This window comes from Macrococcus psychrotolerans, from assembly GCF_038095555.1.
GTDB lineage: Bacteria > Bacillota > Bacilli > Staphylococcales > Staphylococcaceae > Macrococcoides > Macrococcoides psychrotolerans.
Genome location: NZ_CP124591.1, coordinates 180,932 through 204,116, shown reverse-complemented (window position 1 = coordinate 204,116; position 23,185 = coordinate 180,932). Strand labels below are relative to the sequence as shown.

Genomic DNA, 23,185 nt, shown 5'->3' with positions numbered 1-23,185 from the left:
ATCACTCTTTTCTGTACTGCATCCAATTGCTTCGTTACAGCATTTTCAACATTACCTCAAAATACTGCTATCTTCTCTTATTAATCTTCTTCGTCAACGCTTTTACTTTTGGCTTCGCAACTTCAATTAATGTATAAACAGGTTTATTAAGTATGTAGTCAAATTCGCCGATTTTTTCACTCAAATGTGTCCCCCAGCTCTTCTTAAACTGCCATAAACCGTAGTGTTCAGAATCTTTGTCGGGATTATTATCTGTCCCTCCGAAATCATAAGATACTGCGCCTTTACTACGCGCATATTTCATCATTTCGATTTGCATTTTATGATTTGGTAGATAGCTACGATAATCATTACTAGATGCACCGTATAAATAATAAGCTTTCTTACCACAAAATGTCAGAATTGCGCCTGACAAATATTTACCATCCGGATGTGTTTCTTTAAGTTCTTCTATTTCATTAATCTGCTTTTGTACCTTTTCAATGATGATATCTATGTCTTTTAATTGGTTTTCAGTTTTCTTCGTCTGTTTTTTTGATAAAACTTTCTCTTTCTCCTCATGATTTCTCTTTAATGTTGTATTTAAATTCTCTAACACAGTATCTGGAACTAATTTAGTAAGAAAAAGTACTGCGTCTCCAGCTGGATTAAGCGCATCGTATATCGTTTCGAAGTAGGAGATATCTCTGACTAGAAAGCCATCCCGTTCTCCAGTTTCTTTCATAAGCTGTGCAAAAATCTTAAGGTCTTCACGTGTTCCGATTTCACACTGTACGCCTTTTTTCAGGCTTTGCTTTACCGTTGAACGATTGCGTTTTTCAAATGACTGTATAAGTGCAGCTTCATCCATATCAATGTCCGTAATCATCGTCATACGTGGTTGTATGTAGTCTGGATGAAGTCCATCTTTAAATCCTTTATGAACAAAGCCTAATGTATTCATAAATTCAATTAATCCTGGAACCGTATCTACTTCAACATCCGGATCAATTTTAATAGAATAACTTTTCTCACGACGTGCAACTTCAATTGCCGCATCAACAAGTGCTGTCACGACTTCTTTGTCATGATAGTCACACACAAAGCCTCGCGATACGTAGCACATGGTATACGGTGTCTTCGGTACTTTCTTAAATAGCAGCTGTCCCACCCCAGCGAGTTCGTCATCTCTTCCTACAGCGATACGTCTACTATACCATCCTGTCAATCGTTTTGTATCTGCCCACGTTGATAGCTGCAGCATATCACCATTTGCATGTGTTTTTACAAAGTTATCGTGTACTTCATTGGATACATTCTTTCTCATCACTGTCATTTTATTCTTTCCTTTCGTTTTACAACAAATATTTAATTATTATTGTTATACTTTTATTATTAAAGTAAAGAGGTGGCATATGTTTAAAAATTTACTGCTTATTATCTTAATCATTATTAATAGTATACTCGTTTCATTATTCCAGCAGGATTCTATCGATATGTTAAGCTTACATATTATTGTAGCAAGTTTTACTACAATCATTTCACTACTCTATTTGATTACAAGAGTATCAAAATCAACAATGTATATAGCATTGATTTCGCTGATTGTTGCTGCATACCATATTTATCTTATCGTTATGACAGTTTATAATAACGTTTATGCTAGTTAAATTGATAAATCGCATTTCTAAAGTGATGTACTGCAGGTGCATCACTTTTTATTTTTAAACTTCTAATTGTATCTGTATTGCCAGGAATTAAGTAGATCGCAGGACACCCTAGTTTCTCTAGTTTAAAATAACTATTGATCACACCACTTGTGACTTCGTAACCTAACCATTCTACATATACCTCTGCCATCTCATTAAAATCTGTCGTTTCTATATCGATTCCTTCAATCCTGAGATTTCCCTGGAAATATGGAGAGAGTGACTGCATGCGTTCGTCATCTGACGCTCCCCACTGTATAAAGAATGGTAATTCATAATTTCTCTCTTCATCAATATAGAGCAACTGCCATTCAATAACTTGCCCTTCTGGTGTCACGCGCTGCATACATGACGGCCCAACCGTCTTTACACCTAATTGATTAAAGTGCTGCTTAAGTGCATCGATATCATCCGTTCTAAAACATAATCGCTTAAATCCTTCAACATAATCTGTACGTTCAAGTGATGCTGCAAAACTTAAACGCTCTTCTGCACTTTGTGCTGCTTTATGAACGAGTGCACGATCATACGCATCGATAAATTCAATATATGATAAATCAGTATAAGATAATTTATTGTATGTCCCTAACTGCTCATGCTTTCCACCATTAATCACCTTTAAAAAATCAATTTTAGCATCATTTAAATTCTGCACATGATGAATAATATGATCAAACTTTAATTCCACTGTCCTCACCTCTTGATACTATTTTAAGTTAAATACTATAAAAACTAAAGCAATCATCATTTATTAATTTAATAAATAAAAACCAGCCATTGTGTTATACAATAGCTGGTTTTTGTTAAACTATTTATCATCTACAACGATATACGTTGCTTTAATAGGTCCGTGAACACCAACAACAAGTTTCATTTCGATATCTGCTGAATTTGATGGTCCCGTGATCAAATTAATGCATGTAGGGAAGTTTTCTTGGTCTTCCATCATAGCATTCATCTGTTGCGCAGCTTGTGTAAACCTTGGCACAATTGTAGATTTAGGGACAATGGCTATATAAGTCGCAGGAAGTAAACTTACACTACGCCCTTTACCTTTATCCGCATATAATACAACCGTTCCACTCTCTGCAAGTGTTGCATCACTGAAAGTAATCCCGACATTCGCACGTTCTGCGACTTGTAAGTTCTCAGCACCTTTTGCTTCATCCCAGATAAAGGCATCATGCGCTTCTAAATCGATTCCAAAATCAGCGAAACGTTTGTCGTTCCATGCAATAACTTCCCCGTTGCCGTATTTATCAATAACTTGTTTCAATGTTTCATTAATATTATCTGTCGTCGTTTCAACGAGATCAGTATGAATGAAGTTACATTGCTGTCTTAAAACTTCTAATAGTTCGTCTTGCGTAAGACCTGTAAGCGTCTTATCTTGAGGACGATATTGCCATTCTGGACGTTCTACATGCTGCGGCATTTCACGCTGTAGATTTTTAGAGATGTTACTTAAGAATGAACCTTTATTATGAATTGTGCCTCTTTCCATTATTTCGCACCTCTTTTCAATCTTTTTTGCATCCAATCGCGGAAGTTTTCATCATCCGGCATTGGGAAATCACGAGAATTTGTCCATGCTTGTAAAGGCTTAGGACCTTTAGTAATCATACCTTTATCTTTGTTTTCAAACGGAGACATTAATGCTGGTGCTGCTTTAGTACCGTATTTAAATAAAGTTGAATGACTAGCTCCTTGTGCAAAACCTTTCATGACAAGACGTTCTGCAACTGGTGACATATGTTCTTCCTCAACAATAACACGTCTGTGTTCAAGCAATAAGTCATGTAACGGGATCTTAACAGGACATGCTTCAGTACAAGCACCACATAATGTAGAAGCATATGGTAATTCTTTGTACGTGTCATATCCACCAAGTAATGGCGATAATACCGCTCCAACTGGTCCTGGATAAATCGAACCATATGAATGACCACCTGTTTGACGATAAACAGGACAAACATTTACACAAGCAGCACAACGAATACATTGTAGAATAGATTGGAATTGCGTTCCTAAAATTTTAGAGCGTCCATTATCAACAATAATTAAATGGAACTCTTCCGGACCATCAATTTCATCTTCCGCACGTGGGCCTGTTAAAGTTGTCACATAACTTGTTAATTTTTGTCCTACAGCCGAACGCGTAAGCATTGATACTAATACTTCCAGTTCTTCATGTGTAGGAACTAAACGTTCCATACCCATAACTGTAATCTGAGTTTTAGGTAATGTTGTTACCATACGTGCGTTACCTTCATTTGTAACTAGGCTGAATGAACCACTTTCTGCAACACCGAAGTTACATCCTGTAATCCCGACATCAGCAGAAAGAAACTCTTCACGTAACTTTTGACGCGCAAATAACGCAAGTTCTTCCGGCTGACTTGATTTATCATATCCAAGTTTTTCTTTGAAGACCTTTTCGATTTGCTCTTTATTAAGATGAAGTGCAGGTACAACGATATGTGAAGGTGGATTATGATCATCGACTTGAAGAATATATTCTCCTAAGTCTGTCTCGATGACTTCACATCCTACCGCTTCCATCGCTTCATTCAGACCAATTTCTTCAGTTACCATTGATTTTGATTTTGCTACTTTTTTAGCATTTTTGTCACGTAGTACTTTTTGAACATATTGATTGGCTTCTTCTGCTGTTTCAGCGAAGAATACATGACCACCTTTAGCAGCGACATTCTCAGAAAGCATGTTTAAGTAATAGTCAAGGTTTGCAAGCGTATGTTGACGAATCTCTTCAGAATGGTCTCTCCACTCTTCCCAGTTTCCAAGGTCCTCTTGTGTTTTAAGCTTGCGTTCTCTTAATCTATCTTGCGCACTACTGACAGCACCACGCATAAATTCATCTTTAAGTTCAGTTTTAACTGCTTGCTTAAACGTTTCGTTACCTATTCTCATACTCATCGTGTAGTCACCGCCTCCACTTGGTTATTTAAGATTTCAATGATATGTACAGCTTTCACATCAACACCACGACGTCTTAATCTACCATCAATATTCATCAAACAACTGCAGTCTCCACCAACTAAATAATCCGCACCACTTTCAACGATGCAATCTACTTTTTCATCTACCATTTCACCTGAAACATCGCTCATTTTAACAGCAAATGTTCCACCGAAACCACAACAGTTATAGTAGTTAGGTAATTCAACAACTTCTAGTCCTTCTACTTCATTCAGAAGTTTAGCAGGCGCAGTCACATTCCCTAACAGGCGTGTCATATGGCATGATGGATGAATTGTAGCTACACCATCAAGCTTTGCGCCTACATTTGTAATACCTAGCACTTCTACAATGAACTGCGTAACTTCATACGTTTTATCTGCAAGTTCCTGTGCACGTGCTTGCCACTTTGCATCGTTTTTGAATAGATCCGGATAATGTTTAAACATCGTTACACATGATCCTGAAGGTGCAACGACAACTTCTGATTGCTCGAAAGCTTTAATCATATTCTTCGCAGCTTTCTTCGTTTCCTCGTGATACCCTGAGTTATAAGCAGGTTGTCCACAACATACTTGTGCTGCCGGGAAATCTACTTCACATCCCAGTTTCTCTAATAATTCTACTGTTGCAATACCCACACGTTTTTCGAATACATCTACTAAACATGTACTGAATAAGCTTACTTTCATAGTTATACCCCCAAATTTTTTTCAGTGTGCCCACAGCTGAAATTAACCAGTCATCATATGACTCGGTGACCAATAGTTCTATTCTATTGCAACGTTTTTCTAAAAGCAAGTGACAAAATTATATTTTATAATGCGCTATTAATACTTCTTCCACATCTTCCAGGTGTTTAAGCATTTTTTTCTCAGAAAGTTTTATATTTCTATTTTTTATAGCCAGAAAAATCTCTGTATGCTCATTAAAAAGCTTTTCAATTGATTTTTCTTCATTAAATAACCAAATCTGTCTCGTTTCTTTCATCACTGTCTTAATTTTATCTGATACTTCTACTAACATATGCTTTAACAATTTATTATTAGAAGCTTCTGCAATAGAAAGATGAAAGTTTAAGTCGCTTTCTTCGCCTATTTCCCTGTCATGCATTGCCTGTTCCATTTGTTTTAATGTATAGTGTATCGCTTCCAATTGCTGTTCGGATCTATGCATCGCAGCTGCTCTGACAGATCCAATTTCAAGCACTTTACGCACTTCAAGGAGATCCTTGATATCTTCCTTGTCATATAGCGCTATTTCAGGTGTAAATGCAGAGGTTTCAATCGCTTTAACAAATGTACCCTCACCATGCTTTATTTCCAACAGCCCAATCACACGTAATGCATTTAGCGCCTCACGAATAGAGGCCTGTCCAACACCGTATTCTTTAGACAAAGCTTGAATTGAAGGCAGCTTGTCTCCCCTACTATATTCTCCGTTTTTTATCTTCTCAGTAATTACTTCGGCAATCTCTTCGTATAATTTCTTGCGTTCTAATTTCCCCATATATATCCCTCGCTATTTTAATACCTTTATTATACCAAACTATAGAATATAAAAAATAACAGGTAACGCAATGCGTCACCTGTTTTCGATATGGTATATACGCGCCTCAAAAGGCTGAAAAGTAAATATGTCCTCAGATCTTTCTTCTTTCTGATAGTTATAGAGTACAAGGGATTCATCACTCATTTTAAGCGATTCATCTTTTTTCAACGTCACTTTGTCGTGACTCAAATTTCCAATGATTATAAACTGATCACCTTCATACGTTCTCGTATATGCAAATACTTTAGTATCTTCAGGGTAGATTAAATCAAATGTCCCATATGTTAATGTAAGATGTTTTTTCTTAAGCTGGATTAACTGCTTATAGAAATTTAAGATGGAATTTTCATCTTTCTCTTGTTTAAATACATTGATATCTTCAAAATTTGGATTTACTTTAAGCCATGGTGTTCCTTTCGTGAATCCCGCATTTTTCGTATCATCCCACTGCATCGGAGTTCTCGTATTGTCTCTTGAGATACGTCTTAGCATCTCAATCACTTCTTCTTTAGGTACACCTTTTTTGAGTTCTTGATTATAAATATTCTTTGCATGTACATCATCGAAATCTATAATATCTTCAAATGGGTAGTTCGTCATACCTATTTCTTGCCCTTGATATATAAATGGTGTTCCTTGCTGCAAGAAATATACAACAGCATGACTTGTAGAACTTTCATACCAATATTCTTCATCATCTCCCCATGTAGATGACACCCGTTGACGATCATGGTTCTCAATAAATAGCGCATTCCATCCTTTATCCTCAAGTCCTTTTTGCCAGCTATTCAGAACATCTTTATACCCTTTAATATCAAAGCTCTTACCTACGTTATGATCCCATAGATTTAAATGTTCAAATTGAAAGACCATATTGAATTTGCCGTTCTCTTCACCGACCCATTCTTCTGAGTCTTCAATCGTTACACCATTGGCTTCACCCACTGTCATAATGTCATATTTATCAAATGTATTTTCTTTAAGTTCCTGCAAGTACTCTTGAATACCTGGTTGATTCATATGTCCTTCGAAAGATTCTGCGTAGCCCAGCTTATCTGCTCCAGGCAAATCTCCCTTATCAAAACTTTTCTTAATATGACTAATCGCATCCACCCTGAATCCATCGATACCTTTGTCCAGCCACCAGTTCACCATATTATATATCGCTTGGCGCATGTTTTCATTTTCCCAGTTTAAATCTGGTTGCTTTCTGCTGAATACGTGCATGTAATATTGATTTGTCGTTGCATCGTACTCCCATGCTGATCCTTCAAATATACTAGCCCAGTTGTTAGGCTCTTTATCATCTTTGCCATCTTTCCATATGTACCAGTCACGAAATTCATTATCTTTACTCTTCTTCGCTTCTACAAACCAGCTGTGTTCGTCACTTGTATGATTAATGACAAGGTCTAGAATCAATTTCATGCCTCTTGCATGTACTTCATAAAGCAAGCGATCAAAGTCTTCCATTGTCCCGAAATCTCGCATAATCTCTTGATAATCACTAATATCATATCCATTATCATCATTAGGAGACTCAAATATCGGGCTCACCCATATGACATCGATACCTAGATCCTTTAAATAATCGAGCTTCTCCGTGATACCATTGATATCACCAATTCCATCACCATTAGAATCCTTAAAGCTTCTTGGATAGATTTGATAACAGACCGCTTCTTTCCACCATTTTCTAGTGCACAAAATGATAACCTCCTATTGTTGTTTATAAATTTTCTGTTCTTCAACAATCATGTCATCCGCAATCTGACGAATTTCATTCATATACTTACTGATAGCTTGTAATACCGGAAATGCATTGCTAATTCCAACTTCAAGCATAGATGTAACAACCATCGAAATCGGATTCACACTTTTTATTTTAAAGGAACTTCTTAAAAGCTGCACGATTTTAGTAAGCGTCATCGCTTTGCTCACCTTTTTATCCGAGTTTTGTTGTTCAAATTCATCAATTAATTCCTGAATTGTAATGCATTTTTGTGCATGTTCAATAATGTCTTCTTCCTGTATTTTAAAGTGCTCCATTATAGTGCGCTCTAATGATTTATAGTTCGCTTTCAAAAGGATAGTTTTAAAGCTTGGCGTAAACAATTTAGGAAAGGCGGATTGGGTCTTATAATTTAAATAACTTTCTTTATATTTATTGTCTTGATATCGACTAATAAATAACGCTTCTTCAGTCACAAAGATTTCGTCCAGCACGTATTTTAACGAATCAATACCCGTATGATCTACTACGCTTGTAAATGTATAAGATTGTTTTTTATGGATTATTTCTTTCATCATCACATTAAGTTCTACATCTTTATCACGAATTAACGCTTCTTTATTATCTTCACCTTGCACATCGATTAATGTATCCACTTTATTGTATATAAAAGTAATGTCTTTGCCTTGCTTCGCTAAATATTTAATTATTTCTATATCTACTGCTTTTATCTTACTCGAAAATACATATAGATAATGCTTTATATTTACATTCTGAATAATTTTTTTATATTTTTTTACCGTCATAACTTCCGTTCCAACACCTGGAAAATCAACAAGATAACCATAATCATTATAAGCATAAGCTTTAGTCTCAAGCGTTGCATCCGTTTGAACAGATATATATGCTTTACTCTCACAAAGCAAGTTGATAAGCGCACTTTTTCCTGCATCAGGCTGTCCAATAACTCCTATCTTATCGTTTGACCTATTTCTCACAAAAGACGTATACGCACTTATTAATGGATGCTTATCCATCATACCCACTCCACTTCATTCTTTTAATATACATTCCCTTTTGCATAATATATTATGCATCAATATAATATTTTATACTATTGAATTAATGTGGGGGCTATAGATTTTTTCTCATCAAATAAAGAAAATATGGTGCTCCTATAATGCTTACGAGAATACCCGCCGGTATACCTGCAGGAGATATGAGAAGGCGTCCCACCATATCTGCAAAACTGAGTAATATTGTACCAATCACGATTGTCACCGGGATAAAACGTTCATGTCTTGCACCAACAAGTTGTCGTGCGATGTGGGGGCTTATCAAGCCTACAAATGCGATACTTCCACATACAGATACAGCACCTGCACATAATAAGACTGAAATAATCACCGCATTACGACGTTCTACTGATAAATTAACACCAACACCTGTCGCTACATGATCATGAGTATTCAATATATTCAGTACCGTTAATTTTTGCATAATATATGGCAGACAGATTAACAATATTACCCCTAGCATGATTACAAATGACCAACTGTCTCCCCAGATTTCCCCGCCAAGCCATTTCGATATAAACTCTACATCTTCTTTATTAAAAGTTGAAGTCAGCATCATCATCGCACCGCTAAGAGCAGTAGAAAGACCGATTCCTATAAGTATCATCTTTACCGGATTAATACCTGTTTCTTTATCATAGCTTAATTTAAGCACGACACCGATTGTAATCAAAGCGCCCATCATGCTAAAAAGAGGTAACACATAGATAAAGTTGCTACTATCTACAGGTATAAATATCATCAACAGCGCAATGAAGAAGCCACTCCCTGCATTGATTCCCATTATCCCAGGGTCCGCAAGAGGATTCTTCGTAATACTTTGCAAAATGGCACCGCTTAGAGCAAGTGCGACGCCTCCCATTATCGTAATGAGTAATCTCGGCAATCGAAACTCATAAAGAATCATAGTTTCTGTTTCATCACCAGCTCCAAATAATGTGCGTAAAAAAGTATTGGGGGCCATTTTAAAGTCGCCTGTTGTCATACTGATGATAATCACAATAAACAATAATATTATAAGTGCAATCATCACGAACCACTGTCTTGTTATCTTATTTATGTTCACATCGTCCCATCCCTTCTGACAAGATATATAAAGAATGGAACACCGATAATCGAGACAATCGCTCCAATAGGTGCCTCACCTGTCTGACGTGCAATAATATCCGCCCAAACTACGAAGATTCCACCGAGTATCGTTGTAAATGGCAATAACTTTCTATAATCAATACCTACAAGCATTCTAGCAATATGGGGAACCATTAACCCTACAAAAGCAAGGGATCCGACTAAAGCAACGGCCACACCTGCAAGTATCATCGTGAGCACTGAGAATAACACTCTCGTCTTTGATGTATTTACGCCTAATCCTGCAGCCATTTCATCTCCTACACTTAAAATTGTAAGCTGTCTACTGAAGATAAATAATAGCAACAGCGTAATCAGAATCACCGGTGCTGCATAAAATATATGTTGCCACGTTGTTCCTGTTACACCTCCGCTTGACCATAATAAATTGCTTTGGTTCGTCTTAAAATATATCGAAACTCCCTGTGCAAGTGCGGTCATCAATGTACTTACCGCTGCTCCCGCTAAAATAATTTTCATCGCGTTAAATCCTCCACGCTTTGAATTTCCCAGCATAAGTACAATTGTCCCACCGATAATCGCACCTATAAATCCTGATAACATAATCATTATAAAGTTTGCACCTGGTACTATCGCAAACATAATACTGATAAATAACAATGCCCCCGCATTCAGACCGATAAGTGCTGGATCTGCAAGTGGGTTTCTCGTTATTCCTTGCATTACTGCACCACTACAAGCAAGGCTCATTCCAACAAGCATCGCTGCAACTTCACGTGGCATTCGAATTTCGCGGATGATGTTATGGACCTCACTATTATTATAATGAAACACAGCTTGAACGACTTCGTAGAGGCTATAATTTTCTGAACCTAACATAAAAGAAAGTAACAACGTAATAACTAAAAAAATCATTGATAATAAAAGCCCTGAGTAAAAATAATTTTTGAAGAGGTAAGTTCTATTCATGATTTCGAGCTACGTCTTTCATATAATGTCTGCATAGTAAATCATAAGTCACAAGCATCGGTTTACCGTTACGCGGGTCATTAGATATCTCCGCATCAATATTAAATACTTTCGCCAATATATCTTTCGTCAGAACTTCTTCTGGCGTACCCTCTTTAATAATCTCACCTTCTCTCATTGCAATTAAATGATCAGAAAAGCGAATTGCCTGATTAATATCGTGAAGCACCATAACGATTGTGCATCCTTCTTCTCGATTCAATGTTTGTATAAGCTCCAGTATTTCAAGTTGATGTGAAATATCCAGATACGTTGTAGGTTCATCAAGAAAGATAATATCCGTCTTTTGTGCAAGCGCCATAGCAATCCATACGCGTTGTCTCTGCCCCCCTGACAAATCATTTACATTACGTGTTTTATAGTCCCATGTTCCAGTCACACGAAGTGCCCAGTCAATTTCCATCTTATCTTCAGCTGATAGACGTCCGAATCCTTTTTGATATGGGAACCTACCATAACTTACAAGTTCCTCTACACTTAGACCATCTGTTACATCGGGTGACTGAGGAAGTACTGCAATTTTCTTAGCAACTTCTTTAGTTGATTGCTCGTGAATACTTTTTCCATCAAGTATAATTTCACCTGTCTTCACGGATAATATACGCGATAAACCTTTAAGTAATGTAGATTTACCACATCCATTTGGACCGATGATTGATGTGATCTTATGATCTGGAATGGAAATGTCCAATGATTTTACAATTTCTTTATCTCCGTAACTGATTGTTACTTTATTCCCTTGTAATCTGCTCATGATACCCAACTTTCTCTCTTATCATTAATTGATAATGATTATCAATATTGATATTTTAATGTATAATATTTATTATAGCAAGATTGAGCAGAAAGGAACTGAGAATATGAAAGATGTAACAATCATCGGCGGAGGCCCAGCTGGATTATATGCAAGTTTCTATGCAGGATTAAGAGGTCTAGATGCCCGAATAATTGAATATAATGATAAGCTTGGAGGCAAACTCAATCTCTATCCAGAAAAGATTGTATGGGATATCGGTGCCACAACACCTAAACCCGCAGCATTACTAATGACAGACTTAGTAACTCAAGGTAAAACCTTTCGTCCCGAAGTGAATCTCAACGAAAAGGTAATCAATATAAAAAAACACCACAGTCATTCATTTGAAGTGATCACTAATAAGCACTCTTATTTTTCTCGTAGTGTTATTATTGCAATTGGCTCAGGTATTATTAATCCGATAAAATTAGATATTCAAGATGCGGAAAGATTTGAAATCAATAATCTTCATTATGTCGTCCCTTCCCTCACAAGATTTAAAGATAAGGACATCTTGATATCTGGCGGAGGAAATACTGCAATTGACTGGGCGAGAGACATAGCACCTTATGCTAATAGTGTACACATCATTTGTCGCAAAGAAGATTTCAAAGGCCATGAAGAAATGGTCAATCAATTAGATCAGCTAGGTGTCATTAAGCTCAATAACCAATGGATACATTCTTTTAATGCTCAAGATGACTATATCACTTCTGCAGTCATCAAAAAACAAGATAATACTATTTATACTTTAGCTGTAGATGAAGTCATTATTAATCATGGTTTTCACATGGATTCCGAACTCCTTGATAAAAGCGATATCAATCTTCATCGTGCAGATAATTTTTATATTGCAGGTAATGCAGATGGCAGTACAAATATCGATGGTATTTATGCTATCGGTGATATATTGAAACACGATGCAAAAGTGAATTTAATCGCCGGTTGCTTTCACGATGCTGCAATAGCAGTCAACAAAATTAAATCATATATCGATCCATCTGCTGAACAGTATGGTGTCGTTTCAAGCCACAACCCCTTATTTGAAGAAGAAAATAAAAATATCAGAGATGCTTTCATTCATTCCGATACATCCTTAGGCTAAGAAATATCTCTTCTGTCAAAATAGATCATAATCACAGTAAAACCCGACTGTTGTGTTATTAACACATCAGCCGGGTTTTATATTTAGCGCATTAGTCTTCTGTCATAAATCCGTTACCAAGTACATCACGTACATCATGTACGACTACGAATGCCTGCTCATCAATTTTTTTAATCATACGTTTCGTACGTGTTAACTGCAGCTTATTGATTACACAATAAAGTACATCTGTTTCTCTTTTAGAATAATAACCACGGCCATTCAAAATTGTAACACCTCGCCCGATATCTTCATCCAGCATCTTCGCTATCGGATCTGGGTTTTGAGAGATGATTGTAATGGCTTTCTTAGGGTTCAATCCTTCGATCATTACATCCATCGCCTTTGTGCCGATATATAAACTTAGCACAGTTAGTAACGCACGTTCTACCGAAATAACAGTTAGTGATAAAGCTACAACAATCAAATCAAAGAACAGTAGCGCATATGAAGTGTTTACATCCAGATATTTATGTGCAATTCTCGCTAAAATCGTAGTTCCTGCAGTTGTACCACCAACGAGAACAATCATTCCAATACCTACACCAATGAGAAACCCTCCAAAGATGGTACTTACAAGCACTTCTTTAAGATGAAGTTGTAACGGCTCTGTAAGCTTCAAAAATACAGAAAGCGAAATAATAGAAATAATCGTTAAAATCATCGAACGTTTAGATAAAAATTTAAATCCCACAATAAGCAAGACTACATTCATAATTAACGTCGTAATTGCGGGTGACCAACCAAACTTATAAAGGAAAATCAATGACATCCCAGTTACGCCGCCTTCACCCAAATTTGCAGGAATAATAAATACATTCACTGCAAGTGAGAAAATTAATGAACCTAATATAACGAAGAAAATCGATTTTGCTGAGATTTTCATATATATCCTCCTTTTTGTCATAATCATTGTTAATAAGCTTAACTAAAATTTAAGTCACTTTCAACAGTGATACAATAATTCTCTCCTTATAAAAACCCCAAACAGTAATAGAAGGAGAAATTTCCTCGTACCGTCCAGGGTTTATCCATTGCATTCAATTAATCATTGATTAAATTATTTAGCTAAAAAATGGTGTTTGAATCGCTTTTAAAGTTTCTACTGATTTTGCAAACTTTTCTTTTTCTTCTGTATTTAATGGTGTTTCTAATACTTCTCTGATGCCGTTTCTGTTAATAATCGCAGGGACACCGATATATACATCGTCATGGCCATACTCACCATTTAATTTCGCAGATACTGTCAGTACAACGTTCTCATTATTTAAGATTGCTTTAGAAATACGCATTAAGCCCATTGCAACACCGTAATAAGTGGCACCTTTAGCTTTAATAATTTCGTAAGCCGCATCACGCGTATTGACAAATATTTCTTCTATCAGTTTCTGTTTTTCAGGATTTTCATTTAAAATATCATAAAGTGAATTACCTGCAATATTTGTACCGCTCCATACCGCTAATTCTGAATCTCCATGTTCACCGATAATATAACCGTGAACACTGTTAGGAGAAACGTTAAACTCTTGACTTAATAAATGTCTAAAACGTGCAGTATCAAGTATTGTACCAGATCCTATAACTTGATTTTCTGGTAATCCAGAGAACTTTTGGACAGCATATGTTAATACATCTACAGGATTCGTTGCAATTAAGAAGATACCGTCAAATCCACTTTTCATAATCTCATCGACAATGGATTTAAAGATTTTCATATTCTTACCAACTAAATCTAGTCGTGTTTCTCCAGGTTTTTGTGCTGCTCCCGCACAAATAACAATTAAAGATGCATCATGACAATCTTCATACGTACCATATTTAACTTGCATTGGACTCGGTGCATAAACGACACCGTGATTCAAGTCCATCGCATCACCTTTAGCTTTATCTTCATTAAGATCGATGATCACAAATTCATCACAAGCACCTTGGTTTAACATCGCAAATGCATAACTAGATCCTACTGCACCATTACCAACAAGAACTACTTTATTGCCTTTAAATTTTTCCATCTTTATCTCTCCTTTAATAATAATTGATTAAAGTACTAAACTAAGTGCGAATGTCCAAATACAAACAAATACAAGTAATGCAATACTATATTTCAATGTCATACTTAATAGCTTCGATTCTTGACCAACTTCACCAACAGCTGCAGTAGCAATCGCTATAGATTGAGGAGAAATCAACTTCGCCATAACACCACCTGCTGTATTCGCTGCAACAAGCAACGCTGGATTTGTGCCAATCGTATGACCTGCTGTTGCCTGGATAGAAGCAAATAGAACATTGTTATTTACAACAGAGCCTGTCATAAATACCCCAATCCAACCGAGTACAGGTGAAAGTAGCGGGAATATTGAACCTGTTTTGGCAATGGCCTGACCCATCGCTACAGTTAAACCACCATAAGTTGTTAACTTCGCAATCGCTAAAATTGCACAGATTGTAATAACTGGTATCCATAGTTCTTTAATTGTTAATCCAAGTAATTCAAATGCTTTACCAAAATTGATTTTAGGTGAAGTGACGATGGTAATTAGAACTGCAAGCAAGATTGCTGTCCCTGTCGCTCCGATTAAATCTAGTTTCAGCATTACACCTTTTTGCAATGTTTCATTGAACGTTCCTGGCATCTGGAATGTCAGAATCGATTTCTGTAATATGCCACCTTCTGCAAACAGTGCTTTAAATGCAGGTAAGCTCCATAAAAGTACAAGTCCTGTCAAGAAGATGAAGGGGCTCCAGGCTGAGATAATCTCCTTAATAGGATGATGTGCTGTTTCAACTTGATCATCTGATAATCGGAATATATTCTTCGGCTGCCATTTGTTACAGAATATCGCCAATGCTGCCATCGCAAGTAAAGATGGAATAATATCTGCAAGTTCAGGTCCCATAAAGATTGTAATCAACACTTGTGTAACTGCATAAGTTAAACCTGAAACTAAAATTGCCGGTAAAGTTTCTTTAATTCCTTTCATACCATTTAATACAAATACGAGGATAAATGGAATAGCAATATTTGTTATAGGGAGTGTATACACGGTCATCTGTGACACGTCCATTGCCGTAACGCCACCTTTTAAGCCTAGTGTATTCACTATTCCTACCGGGATACCGATTGCTCCAAAAGCTCCAGAAGCGGCATTAGCAATCAAACAGAACATCGCAGCTTGAAGTGGCTTAAATCCAAGTTGTACAAGTAACACTGCACAAATTGCGATAGGTACTCCAAACCCAGCTGCACCTTCAAGGAAAGAATTAAAACAAAATCCAATAAGCAATAACTGAATGCGCTGGTCAGGTGAAATTCCAGAAATAGAATCTTGAATAATCTTAAACTTACCACTTTCTACTGACACTTTATAAAGCCATACTGCCATAATAATGATGTAACCAATCGGGAACAATCCTTGAACAACACCTTCAGTTACGCCTCCTGCAGCGACTGCTCCAGGCAATTTAAAAACGAATAAAGCAATAACTGCTGTTACTACAAGCGTAATCAATGCTGCATTTATCCCCTTCATTTTAAAGACGGTTAAACATAACAAAAACAAGATAATCGGTACTGCTGCAACGATAGCTGATATTGCTAAGTTACCGAATGGATCAAACGAACTGACAAACATAAGACATTCTCCTCTTCCTTTAATATAAAATAATCATAATATCATGAAATGAACTGTTGTATTTTATTTAAATATTTTTTATCACAGTTTTATAATACTACCTGTATAGAGGGATTGCAATAGTTTTGTGATTATTTTCACAAATAATACAGAGAAAGCGATTCCAATCAGATTAGAGATTTTACTTTATATATTTACGATAATCAGCTACTTAAACATAAAGAAAGAAATAAATAAAGAGGACTGAGACTTAATGTCTCAGTCCTAAATTTTCTTACCAAGTAAATAATCCAACAAATGCTGCAGACAGTAATGATACTAAAATACCTGATAGTAACATCATCGGTACATATTTACTTACGAAATCAGAAGTTTTCTCATTAACAATACCTTTTAAGGTTCCAATGATCATACCAATAGTTGAGAAGTTAGCGAATGAAATCAAGAATGTTACAAGTACTGCTGTCATATGCGGTGAAAAGGATTTTAGTTGATCTTTAACCCCTAACATAACAACAAATTCATTAGTGATAATCTTTGTGGCCATATGACCACCGACAACTTTCGCTTCTGCCCAAGGTAGACCTAAAAGCATCGCAAACGGCGCCATAATCCATCCTAAAATAATACTTAATGTTAAATTACCTGGGAATAATCCTAATAGCATATCAATAAAATGCGCTAATGATACAAATGCGATTAAGAATGCGATAATAATTAAGATTAATTTTCCTGCTCCAAGTACTGAATCCCCTAAGAAGGAGAAGAACGGCTGACGTTTTTCAGCTTTAATTTCAACAACATAATCTTCTTCAGGAGTTAATTTAACTGGATTTAAGATTGTCGCTATGATGATTGCATTGATTATATTTAAAGGAATTGCAGTTAATACTAATTCTCCAGGCACCATAGAGATATATGCACCAACGATAGAACCTGAAATACAGCTCATAGACATCAATGCAATGGTAAGGACACGTGCTTCGTTCATTTGTCTTAATTGTGTATTAGATACCGCTAAAGCTTCTGTATTTCCTAAAACCATCATCTCAATAGAATAAAATGATTCAAATCTCGGTTGCCCTGTAACCTTACCGATTACCCAACCCATCCATTTAATGATAAATGGTAATACCCCGATATACATTAAAATATCAAAAAGCGGTACTACGAAAAGAATAGGCAGCAAAGCTGAAACAGCCATATCCATCTTACCAGGACCAGGTGCAGTAAAGCTTGCAAATGGCATTCCGATACCAAAATACGCTGCTTGTAACATCCAACTAAACGCATCTGCTACTTTTTGAACACCGATTCTGCCGTATGGGAATTGTGTAAAGAACCACGCTAAAAATAAATTAAGCACTAACATGATTATGATTGATTTCCAGTCGATGTTCTTTTTATCACGAGAGAACAAGAATGCAACAAGAATAAAAACTAAGATACCAACAATGTTCAATATTAAATAAGTATTCATCTTTTCCACCTTTAATTTAATTTTACTTTCATGATTATAACATTGTTTTTTTGATTTAAGCACACTTTTTCACAATAAAAAACGAACTTTTGTTCGTTTATATAAGCTTTTTAGTCTAAAAATCGAATATTGAGGCATTTTGGCTAGCGATAGTATAAGTAACATTTGCTTTTTTATTTTTATAATATAAAATTTATAGTCTTCAATAATTATGATAGAATAAATCTATATTTTTAATAAATAAATCGAGGTCAAAGAATGAAAGTTTTAAACCGTGTCTTATCATTTTTAATAATTTTTTTATTTTTATTTTCATACCCAGCACTCGCTAAAGAACCTTATGAAATTGCAAATGATGCTGGAAATTATATTGATGCATCATATAACCCTAAAGGAACTATTGTAATAGCACAAAAAAATGGTCAAGTACTCTATTCAGATGATATCGATACGAAATGGCCCCTTGCTTCAATGTCCAAATTGATGACACTATATCTATTATTGCAGGAAATGGATAAGGGTGAGATCACTTACAGTACTAAAGTTAAAGTAACGGATAAATTTTATAATATTTCAAAGTTACCCGCATTAAGTAATAACAAACTGAGATTAAATGCAGTTTATACCGTTGATGAACTTATGCCAATCATGCTGACAAATTCAAGTAACGCAGCTACATATATGTTATCCAGTCTCGTAACAGAAAATGATTCTGAATTCATTGATATGATGAATCAAGAAGCTAAAAGACTCGGTATGAACAGTACGAAGTTCTATAATCCTGTAGGTGCACCTAATAACTTGCTGAATGAATATAAAGCAAAGAAATATCCGCAAAATGAAGATAATATATCGAGTGCTAAAGATTATGCGATACTATGCCAGCACCTCGTGAGTGAATATCCAGAAATACTGAAATATACGAAGAGCGTCAATGTTACTGTAAAAAAAGGTACCATCGATGAAGAAACCTTTCATACATACAATCATTCATTAGAAGGCGCTAAACTTGGGTATAAAGGGGTTGACGGTCTTAAAACAGGTTCGAGTGATACGGCCGGCTTCAATACCGCAATAACAGGTACGAAAAATGATATGCGTATCATACAAGTGATGATGGGTGTTGAAAGCTGGTACGACCCACCAGCAGAATTTAATAGAAATATTATGGCCAATGCAATAATGGACAAAGTATATAACGAATATGCATATAAGAAAGTACTCGCTAAAGGCGTACATACAATTAACGGTCAAGAATTATATGTGCACTCAGACTTATATGACATTGTTAAGAACGATATAAAAGGATCATTCCAGTTTAAGGATGACAAACTTTCTTATCACTACAAACGTGCATTTGTCTCAAATGAATACCATGCTCCAACTGTTAAAGCTGAGGATAACAAGAAGTATGAACAACGTCTATTCTTCCAGGAAAATATGTGGTGGATTGTTTTAGTAAGTACTGTATCCATTATTACTGGACTATTGTTACTGTTGTATTATTACAAGCCACATCTCTTTAGAAATTTATGGGATGAGTAATAGGAATACTATTTTGACATATATCTTGATTCCATTTAAAAGCCTGAACGATGCATGAATGTGCGAGAATCGTTCAGGCTGTTTATTATATAATTCAATCTACTATTGTAATCTTTAATCCTTGTTCATACTTCTCGATACACTTTCTAAATGTCGTTAAATAAATGATTAAACCGAATAACGCTACCGACATTAAGACAATTATATAATGCAGCAATAAGTTTAGATGCATACTACCAATGATGAATTGTAAAAAGACAACTACACCGATAAAACATGCGAGTATGATCAGCAGAATAAAACTCATACCAGCAGAAATACGTTTATTTACATTCTTCTTACTTATTTGAGGTTCAGTTAAACCGATATTGATTCCAAGGAGCGATAAGCTAAACGCTGTTATAAAAGCTGAAATTACACTAAATAATATATAAATAATATTAAGCTGAATAAACAGACCGAAAATAATAAGAGGAACAGAGAATAATGAAGCACTCAACACAGAAACCATCTGCCACTTAGCTTTTACTACATCTTTGAAACTAATCGGCAAACTATAAAGCATATCAAACTGTTCTGCATCTTTCGCAGCAAATTGTGCAGATAGGATTGTTACAACATATCCTGTTCCTCCAATAGCAACACCAAATAGCGTTGTTGCTTTAGTAGCTTCAGACCACTCAAGCATCTCCTTTATTCCTCCTGACTGCAGAATGATAAATACGAAATAAGGAATCGGAATAATCACTTGCGGCAGCATATTTGCTACTTCTCTGAAGTCTCTGAACAACATCTTCAAATCTTTAAATCGAAACGCTTGAACAGGTGCCATGATTTGTTGTTTATAAACAGTTGTTTTTCTTTGAATGGTTTCTGTTGCAAAATCATGCTGCCCATATTTCAATAATAATTTAAATAATATCACATAGATAATGGCTCCAATGATAATTATCACAGTTGCAGCGATGTATGCCGTCGGGACTCCATATTCTAAATGCATCAACTCACTTAGCTGATTAAATAATAAAAAGTCTGGTAACGGTGTCAATGTTCTGCCGATGAAATTAAGTGGTCCTATATAAATAAAATAACTTACTGCACCAAACACACCAATTAATGCGGTCATGATTTCATTTATTTTGTTTTTCGGCAATACTTTAGTCAGCATATAGATAAAAGCAAACGTGAGTGCAGTATATATTAGACATAAACCGAGCATCGTGATAAGTGTCGTAAATATTACGTGAATATTATCTAATTGGCGGTACAAGTTAGCAGCCATAGTAATTGAAACAATCAAATAAATCCACAATACCGATAATAGCCACATCTTTATCATCTTAACTAAAAAAATATGCGCAATACTAATTGGCAATGTCATTAACTGCTGAATATCTTTCGCAATAAAAAAATCATTAATAATCGTTTTTACTGAACTAAAAAATAATACTAATGACATAATAAGATAAATATAAGAAGTAAATATGATTTGCTGTTGTGCATCTTCTTTTGTGTAACCACTCGTTATTAATACGATTGTCAACGGTACAAAAATAATAATGCTTATGATGATACCAAACATCGTCCATCCTTTATTATTATCAGACATTCCTTTGAACGTATTTAAAAAACTGCGCCACTCCATCTTCAGCATCGCATTAATCATATGACACCTCATGCTTACCAGTCACTGCAAGGAATATGTCTTCAAGGCTGCGACTATGTTCTGGGTAAAGTGCATATAACTGCTGAAGCGTCCCTTCCACCTTTAAGTTCCCTTCGTAAATAATACCGATACGATCTGCAAGTTGTTCAGCAATTTCTAATATATGCGTCGTTAAAAAAACTGTCTTTCCAAGACTTACTTGATGGCGTAAGTAATTCTTTAAATTCCGAGTACTAAGCGGGTCCAATCCAACTGTCGGCTCATCTAAAAAGATAATTTCAGGCTCATGCATTAAATTGGCCACCAGTACAATCTTTTGGCGCATACCATGCGAATAATTTTCAATTTGCTGATTGGTTTTCCCGACAAGTTCAAACAAAGATAATAGTTCGTTCTTCTTTGTTCCATATTGCGTTTTATCCATTTGGAATATCGATGCATAGAAATCTAAATACTCATCCCCTGTAAGTTTACCGAGCGTGTTTGGTGTATCGGGAATATATGCAATTCGACGTTTAATTTCTAGAGCGTTACCTTGCAAACTTTTATTAAACATTGAAACTGATCCATATGTAGGTTGAAGTAAGTCCATCAACATCTTAATTGTTGTAGATTTACCTGAACCGTTAGGCCCTAAAAATGCATAGAGTTCCCCTTTTTTTACATTCAAGTCGATATGGTTCACAGCAAGCTTCCCATCAAAGTCTTTCGTTAAATCATGCGCTTCAATTACAAAATTAAAATCATCCATAGCATTCTCCCATCGTTTTACATTTATTATAATATATACAATCGTATAAATAATAGTCTTATTCCATAAAACATTAACGATGCATCGTAGGCCTGTATCTGGCTGTCATTTACTATACAAGGGGAGCCACAGGTTAAGTCTTCTATTACTTTTGGCACACTTCAACGCTCATGTGTGCCACTTTCTATGCTTTTTTTGCCGATTTATAATACTCATCATTACAAACAAAGTGTTTATTCAAAACTCGTCTTACAATGTTTCTATGTCGCCTTCCAATCCACTTATTTGCTTCTGTAATGGTAATACCTCTATTTAATAACAGTTCTAATTCCACTAATGTCGTATACACCCATTCTTCTTTTGTTTTAACTTGGTTACAAATTATGCATGAAACATTTTTATCTTTATTATCTCCTAACGTAATCGGCATCCCACACACTTCACATAATATTCCCGACTGAATATTATCCATATCGAATTCTGGTCTACGTTCGTATAGCGATATTGGTTTTTGAATAGTTTCAAAATAGTTGAATGTGTCTAATTCTATCTTACCAGCAGGATGCTCACTGTGTATGTGCTTCATTAAATACTTAATATCCTTAAATAAGAGCATTCCTTCTTCTTTTACATCGATATCAAATCCCGGTTGAATGAACACCATTTTACATACAAGTTGATGCGATAGACCGAGCATTTGTTTCAGAGATTCCATGCCTTCTTTCATTTGTTTATATTGTGATATCGGACTCTTTATAGTTTTACCATCCTTTCGCCACACTTCTCCTTCATTTTTATATGTACGATGATGCCCTTTAACATCTAATGCATAGATTGTTTCTCCTGTAATAATAAGCCGATCAACTTCAAAGTGATGATAATAGTGTTGCATTGTTAGATTAAATCTCTGAATATAGTGGTCGTTTAAAGGAAATGTGTCATTAAATAGTTTCTCTCCTTGATATCCATACGCACTATAATAATAATCATCTGAGAAGTGATAGTTCTCCATTCTTCTATACAC

At 35.6% G+C, this 23,185-nt stretch carries 21 protein-coding genes; 3 read left to right on the top strand and 18 right to left on the bottom strand.

Going from position 1 to position 23,185, the window contains the following annotated elements; all coding sequences use genetic code 11:
• Positions 1–67 precede the first annotated feature (67 nt).
• Positions 68–1,309, bottom strand: coding sequence for a lipid II:glycine glycyltransferase FemX (locus QA539_RS01010; RefSeq protein ID WP_419895579.1), 1,242 nt, complete (start codon positions 1,307–1,309; stop codon positions 68–70).
• An 85-nt stretch (positions 1,310–1,394) separates the two neighbouring features.
• Here QA539_RS01010 and QA539_RS01005 point away from each other — a divergent pair, with 85 nt between their 5' ends.
• Entirely contained in the window at positions 1,395–1,649 is a 255-nt protein-coding gene (locus QA539_RS01005; RefSeq protein WP_219493632.1) for a hypothetical protein, read from the top strand.
• On the opposite strand, the gene QA539_RS01000 is transcribed toward QA539_RS01005, so the two are convergent.
• The 10 genes from QA539_RS01000 to QA539_RS00955 form a co-directional block, all read right to left on the bottom strand.
• Complete coding sequence (locus tag QA539_RS01000) at positions 1,642–2,376, bottom strand: VOC family protein (protein WP_219493630.1); 735 nt, start codon at positions 2,374–2,376, stop codon at positions 1,642–1,644. The two genes, QA539_RS01005 and QA539_RS01000, sit on opposite strands and share 8 nt — an antisense overlap.
• 120 nt (positions 2,377–2,496) lie before the next feature.
• Positions 2,497–3,192 carry a LutC/YkgG family protein gene (locus QA539_RS00995; protein ID WP_219493629.1) on the bottom strand — a complete coding sequence of 232 codons (696 nt, stop codon included), beginning with the start codon at positions 3,190–3,192 and terminating at the stop codon, positions 2,497–2,499.
• Entirely contained in the window at positions 3,192–4,625 is a 1,434-nt protein-coding gene (locus tag QA539_RS00990; RefSeq protein WP_219493627.1) for a LutB/LldF family L-lactate oxidation iron-sulfur protein, read from the bottom strand. The genes QA539_RS00995 and QA539_RS00990 overlap by 1 nt, the downstream gene beginning before the upstream one ends.
• Complete coding sequence (locus tag QA539_RS00985) at positions 4,622–5,359, bottom strand: (Fe-S)-binding protein (protein WP_219493625.1); 738 nt, start codon at positions 5,357–5,359, stop codon at positions 4,622–4,624. Before QA539_RS00985 ends, QA539_RS00990 begins: the two co-directional genes overlap by 4 nt.
• 118 nt (positions 5,360–5,477) lie before the next feature.
• Positions 5,478–6,176: a FadR/GntR family transcriptional regulator gene (locus QA539_RS00980; protein ID WP_219493623.1), complete on the bottom strand. Its 699-nt coding sequence runs from the start codon at positions 6,174–6,176 to the stop codon at positions 5,478–5,480.
• 75 nt (positions 6,177–6,251) lie between these two features.
• Positions 6,252–7,925: a glycoside hydrolase family 13 protein gene (locus QA539_RS00975; protein WP_219493622.1), complete on the bottom strand. Its 1,674-nt coding sequence runs from the start codon at positions 7,923–7,925 to the stop codon at positions 6,252–6,254.
• A 12-nt stretch (positions 7,926–7,937) separates the two neighbouring features.
• A complete protein-coding gene (locus QA539_RS00970; RefSeq protein WP_419895277.1) occupies positions 7,938–8,987 on the bottom strand; it encodes a GTPase domain-containing protein in 1,050 nt (349 codons plus the stop codon).
• 97 nt (positions 8,988–9,084) lie between these two features.
• Positions 9,085–10,092, bottom strand: coding sequence for a FecCD family ABC transporter permease (locus QA539_RS00965; protein ID WP_419895276.1), 1,008 nt, complete (start codon positions 10,090–10,092; stop codon positions 9,085–9,087).
• Positions 10,089–11,084: a FecCD family ABC transporter permease gene (locus QA539_RS00960; RefSeq protein ID WP_219493620.1), complete on the bottom strand. Its 996-nt coding sequence runs from the start codon at positions 11,082–11,084 to the stop codon at positions 10,089–10,091. The genes QA539_RS00965 and QA539_RS00960 overlap by 4 nt, the downstream gene beginning before the upstream one ends.
• On the bottom strand, positions 11,077–11,898 hold the full coding sequence (locus QA539_RS00955) for an ABC transporter ATP-binding protein (RefSeq protein WP_413474972.1): 822 nt from the start codon (positions 11,896–11,898) through the stop codon (positions 11,077–11,079). The genes QA539_RS00960 and QA539_RS00955 overlap by 8 nt, the downstream gene beginning before the upstream one ends.
• Before the next feature lie 106 nt (positions 11,899–12,004).
• On the opposite strand from QA539_RS00955, the gene QA539_RS00950 reads away from it, so the two are divergent.
• A complete protein-coding gene (locus QA539_RS00950; protein ID WP_219494794.1) occupies positions 12,005–13,045 on the top strand; it encodes an NAD(P)/FAD-dependent oxidoreductase in 1,041 nt (346 codons plus the stop codon).
• A 91-nt stretch (positions 13,046–13,136) separates the two neighbouring features.
• On the opposite strand, the gene QA539_RS00945 is transcribed toward QA539_RS00950, so the two are convergent.
• The 4 genes from QA539_RS00945 to QA539_RS00930 all read right to left on the bottom strand — a co-directional run bounded on the left by QA539_RS00945 (position 13,137) and on the right by QA539_RS00930 (position 18,199).
• Positions 13,137–13,970 carry a YitT family protein gene (locus tag QA539_RS00945; RefSeq protein WP_219493618.1) on the bottom strand — a complete coding sequence of 278 codons (834 nt, stop codon included), beginning with the start codon at positions 13,968–13,970 and terminating at the stop codon, positions 13,137–13,139.
• A gap of 178 nt (positions 13,971–14,148) precedes the next feature.
• Positions 14,149–15,096, bottom strand: a complete 948-nt coding sequence (locus QA539_RS00940) for an L-lactate dehydrogenase (protein ID WP_012656074.1) — start codon at positions 15,094–15,096, stop codon at positions 14,149–14,151.
• Between the two features lie 27 nt (positions 15,097–15,123).
• Complete coding sequence (locus QA539_RS00935; RefSeq protein WP_419895275.1) at positions 15,124–16,719, bottom strand: L-lactate permease; 1,596 nt, start codon at positions 16,717–16,719, stop codon at positions 15,124–15,126.
• Between the two features lie 274 nt (positions 16,720–16,993).
• A complete protein-coding gene (locus QA539_RS00930) occupies positions 16,994–18,199 on the bottom strand; it encodes a NupC/NupG family nucleoside CNT transporter (RefSeq protein ID WP_219493616.1) in 1,206 nt (401 codons plus the stop codon).
• A gap of 258 nt (positions 18,200–18,457) precedes the next feature.
• Here QA539_RS00930 and QA539_RS00925 point away from each other — a divergent pair, with 258 nt between their 5' ends.
• A complete protein-coding gene (locus tag QA539_RS00925) occupies positions 18,458–19,744 on the top strand; it encodes a D-alanyl-D-alanine carboxypeptidase (RefSeq protein WP_419895274.1) in 1,287 nt (428 codons plus the stop codon).
• 94 nt (positions 19,745–19,838) lie between these two features.
• On the opposite strand, the gene QA539_RS00920 is transcribed toward QA539_RS00925, so the two are convergent.
• The 3 genes from QA539_RS00920 to QA539_RS00910 form a co-directional block, all read right to left on the bottom strand.
• Positions 19,839–21,410, bottom strand: a complete 1,572-nt coding sequence (locus QA539_RS00920) for a hypothetical protein (protein ID WP_419895273.1) — start codon at positions 21,408–21,410, stop codon at positions 19,839–19,841.
• On the bottom strand, positions 21,403–22,161 hold the full coding sequence (locus QA539_RS00915) for an ABC transporter ATP-binding protein (RefSeq protein ID WP_419895272.1): 759 nt from the start codon (positions 22,159–22,161) through the stop codon (positions 21,403–21,405). The genes QA539_RS00920 and QA539_RS00915 overlap by 8 nt, the downstream gene beginning before the upstream one ends.
• A gap of 184 nt (positions 22,162–22,345) precedes the next feature.
• Positions 22,346–23,185, bottom strand: coding sequence for a nuclease-related domain-containing protein (locus QA539_RS00910; RefSeq protein ID WP_419895271.1), 840 nt, complete (start codon positions 23,183–23,185; stop codon positions 22,346–22,348).